The sequence below is a fragment of the Mesorhizobium sp. M2A.F.Ca.ET.037.01.1.1 genome, assembly GCF_003998075.1.
Taxonomy (GTDB): Bacteria; Pseudomonadota; Alphaproteobacteria; order Rhizobiales; family Rhizobiaceae; genus Mesorhizobium.
The window spans coordinates 1-3,987 of record NZ_RZSA01000639.1 but is presented as its reverse complement, the minus strand read 5'-3'; the positions used below and the strand labels follow the sequence as shown (position 1 = coordinate 3,987).

The window sequence follows — 3,987 nt, the reverse complement described above, 5'->3', positions numbered from 1 at the left end:
GTTGTCGAGGATCGTGCCGTCCACCAGCTCCAGCTCTTGGCTGGCGAGGGCGATGTGCGCCCGCCATGCGGCCGGATCGATCTCGCCAAGCGGCGCGCCGTCGACGAGGATGCGGCCGCCGTCCGGCTCGACGAAGCGGCAGAGCAGGTTGACGATGGTCGTCTTGCCGGCGCCGGAGCGGCCGATCAGGGCGGTGGAGCGGCCGCTTCTTATGTCGAAGCTCGCCGCGTGCAGCACCGCCGCGCGCTGCTCCTCATTGACATAGCTGAAGCTCACGCCCTCGAAGGCGATTTTTTCGCCTAAAGACGCGAACGGCCGGCGGCCTTGCGGCGCGGCCGGCTTGCCCTCGGGATCGAGCAGCCAGGTCACTTCCTCCAGCGAGCCGGAAAGCCCCTGTAATTGGCTCCATGTCATCTGCAGGGCCCTGGCATGCGGCTGCAGCCGATAGAGCAGGATGAGGAAGGCGGCGACCATCGGGAAGCTCAGGCCCGCCAGCCAGGCCCCGATCACCACCGCCAGGAACAACATGGCGTGCAGCACTTCGGTCAGCGGCGCCAGCGCGCCCTGGCGGTTGGAAAGCTGGAAGGCCGCCCGGCGCACGCCGTCCGACGCCGCCTCGAACGCCGCCTTCTCGCGCGCCTCCTGGCCGAAGATGCGGATCAGCCGGCCGGCATGGACCAGGTGCAGCATCCGTGAGGCCAAGGCGCTGTTGCGCGAGGCAACGCTTCGGCTTGGCTTTCTCAGATGCGCCGACAGCGCCATATGCGCAAGCTGGACCAGCGCCAGCCCGAGCATCACCAGCAGCGTCATCTGCCAGGAGAGCAGCAGCAGGAAGACGAGCAGGATGAGCGACGCCGAGGCGCTGACGATCGAGCCCAGCATCGCCTGGATGGCGTCCGAGGCCCGCCAGGATTCGCTGGAGATGATGTTGAGCAGCCGCCCGGGGCTCTCCTTCAGGAAGAACGGATAGCCGACATTGAGCAGCCGCTCGGCGAGCGCGCCGCGGATCGCCTGGCTGGCCTTGCCGTAGATATGTGCGGTCAGCACCGAATTGGCGAAGCCGAGCAGGTTCTTCAAGAGGATCGAGCCAAGGATCGCGGCCGCGATGGCAATCAGCCGCTCGCGCTCGCCGAGCCCGGCGCCGACCTTCTGCAGGAGGGCCGAGAAGCCCGCCATGCCGGCTGTGTCGCCATGCCCCATGATGATGCCGAGCAGCGGGATGATCAGCCCGATGCCGAAGCCTTCGAGCGCCGCGCTTGCAAGCCCGAGCGCGACGACGGCGGGCAGCAGGCCAAGCTGCCGGCTGCCGAGCGCCCGGCGCAGCATCGACAGGGTCGGGCGCCCGCTCATCGCGCGCCGGCCTCCGCCCTGGCCTCGTTGGTCTCATTGCCCGACTGAGGCTTTCGAGCCGGCCGCTTGACAAGCACGAGAGCGATGAACTTCGCCGCGCCCGCGAGGTTCATCAGAACGATCGGCCAATGCGACAGTTTGAGCTCCTGGTCGAAGCGCGGCCCGCCGACGAGCTCGCGCATGGCGGCCCGGGCCGCCCAGTAGAAATGGCGCAGCAGCCAGGGCGCGCGGCGAAAATGCTTCAGCAACAGCGCGCCGTTGCCGAAATGATAGTCGCGGTGCAGCCGGTCGATCGCCATGCGGTCGCGCCGTCCGTGATGGTGGAAGATCGTCATGTCGGGCACATATTCAACCGCCATGCCGGCGAGCATCGCCCGCACCAGATAATCCGTGTCCTCGGCCGAGCGCAGCGCCCCGCCGGCGCCAAAGCGTTCGTCGAAGGGGCCGATGCGGGCGGCGACGTCGCGGTGCATGGTCATGTTGCAGCCGAGCACGAAGCCGCCCGGGTGGACCGCCGGCGTCAGCCGCTCGCGCTCGTCGCAGCGCTTGATGGTGAAGGGCAGGTCCAGCACGTCGCCGGTCTCGACGCGGCCGCCGCGGATCAGCCATTTCTCGCCGCTCGCATAATGCCGCTCGAGGTCGATGAGATAGCTGCGGTCGAGCCTGCAGTCGTCGTCGACGAACACCAGCACCCGCCCGCGCGCCCGCGCCAGCCCCGCATTGCGCGCCGCCGCCAGTCCGGGGCGAGGCTCCGAGATTGCGGTCAGGGCGATGTCAGAGCTAGCGGCGGTCGCCGAAAGATAACTGGCCGTGCCGTCGCGCGAGCCGTTGTCGACCACCACCAGTTCGGCTGTGTAGGCCGGGTGCGCCCGGCAAGCGGCGCGGATCGATTCGATGCAGGCTTCGAGCACGGCCAGGCGGTCGCGCGTGCAGACGATGAAGGAGACCTGTGGCCGCTGCCTGGGCCACGGAGGAGGGGGCAGGGCGGGGCGCAGGTGGCGCAGCAGCGGATGGCGCTCGACGTTCATGGCGCGGCCATCCTGTAGGGCGCGAGCACTGACGCTGCCGGCGCAGATTTGAGGCGGTAGGCAAGCCCGTCGGCGCGCTTGCCCGCCCACATCGAGGCCTGGCTCAGCCAGGGCGCCCAGGCGCCGGGGCCGAGCGCGTATTTCTCCCGGCGGCGGATTGCGTTCCATTTCCCGGTCAGCGTCAGCAATTCATGTGTCAGCGCCGGCCGCTCCTCGTCATTGACGAGCTGGTAGAGGAAATAGAACAGGTTCAGCGCGCCGGCTTCCAAGCTCGGCCGCGTCGGGTCGGGCAATGCCGCGATCCGCTCTTCAAGCGCCCGGATAAAGGCGGCCGCCCGTCGCACGGTGTCGAGGCAGACGCGATCGCCGATAGCGCGCAGGTCCTCGCAGCTCTGCGCCAAACCCAGGCGCTCGAGATTCTCGCCGACAATCTTGAGATGCGTGCGCCGCATCTCCTTGCTGTGCCGGCTGGTCACGCTGCCGGGATGGACGCGGTAGACCAGAAGGCTTTCCGGCATCAGCGCCGCCGGATAGCGGTCGGCCAGCCGCCGGAAGAGGTCGAAATCCTCGGCGTGCCGGTAGTTGCCGTCGTAGTGAAGGTCGGCCTCGGAGATGACCTTGCGGTTGTAGACCACCGTCGGGTGCAGGAAGATGGTGAAGAATTTCGACAGCACGGTGAGGTCGAGACGGAACACCGGGTCGAGCCGCCCCTTAAGGACGCGGCCGTGCAGCAGCGTGTCCACCAGCGCGCCGCAGAAGCCGAGCTCCGGCCGCGCGGCAAACAGCGCCGCCTGGCGCGACAGCCGCCAGGGATAGGCGAAGTCGTCGGCGTCCATGCGCGCGACCAGCTCGCCCCGCGCGACCGCCAGTCCCTCATTGAGGCTGGCGACGAGGCCACGGTTTTCCCGCGAGATGATCGATACGCGGCCGTCGTCCCAGCGGCAGCGTTCGAGGATCTCCAGCGACCTGTCGGTCGATCCGTCGTCGATGGCGATGATTTCGAGCCGGCCGTAGTCCTGCCGCAGGATCGACTGCATGGCGGCGGCCACATAGGGCTCGGCATTGTAGACCGGCAACAGCACGGAAATGAGAGGTGCCGCGGTCATGGTCGGCTCCGGTCCGTCGGCCGCAGATCGAGCGCCGGGGCGGCGCCGAACCGGAGGGCCTCGCTCGCGCCGCGCGGATGAGCGGGCGCGACATAGGGGAAATAGCGCTTGAGGCCGTTGAGCGGCTTCTCGAAGAACACCCAGGAGAGCGAGGCGACGACCAGCGTGGCGGTGCCCGCGACGAGGAACCGCCCCGGCCCCTGTTCCGAGACGTTGACCGGGATCCATGGCTGCGCCCTGACGGCACAGGCCAGAAGGATCGAATGATAGAGGTATACGCCGTAGCTGATGCGGCCGAGCCATAGCAGCGGGGGGAGTTCGGCCACCCTGCCCATTGTGCCGCGCAGGCCGTTCGAGCATGCGTCGACGATTGCCAGCATCGGCACCAGCGGCAGCACCTGCACCAGCGTCCAGCGCGGCCATTCCCAGGCCGAATCCGCCGGCCCGGGATCGGACTGGACCACGAACAGGAACGCCACCGCCAGGGCCGGCCAGCAGAGCCG

At 68.6% G+C, this 3,987-nt stretch carries 3 protein-coding genes and 1 pseudogene; all 4 read right to left on the bottom strand.

Features of this window, described 5'->3' with window-relative positions; all coding sequences use genetic code 11:
• The coding region (locus EOA27_RS25990; protein WP_245491162.1) for an ABC transporter ATP-binding protein at positions 1-1,350 on the bottom strand (1,350 nt) is incomplete at its 3' end.
• Entirely contained in the window at positions 1,347-2,378 is a 1,032-nt protein-coding gene (locus EOA27_RS25985; RefSeq protein WP_126078102.1) for a glycosyltransferase, read from the bottom strand. The genes EOA27_RS25985 and EOA27_RS25990, both read right to left, overlap by 4 nt.
• On the bottom strand, positions 2,375-3,484 hold the full coding sequence (locus EOA27_RS25980; protein ID WP_126078101.1) for a glycosyltransferase family A protein: 1,110 nt from the start codon (positions 3,482-3,484) through the stop codon (positions 2,375-2,377). Before EOA27_RS25980 ends, EOA27_RS25985 begins: the two co-directional genes overlap by 4 nt.
• Positions 3,481-3,987 (bottom strand): annotated as a pseudogene (locus EOA27_RS25975) (acyltransferase); the annotation flags it as partial. The pseudogene EOA27_RS25975 and the gene EOA27_RS25980, both read right to left, overlap by 4 nt.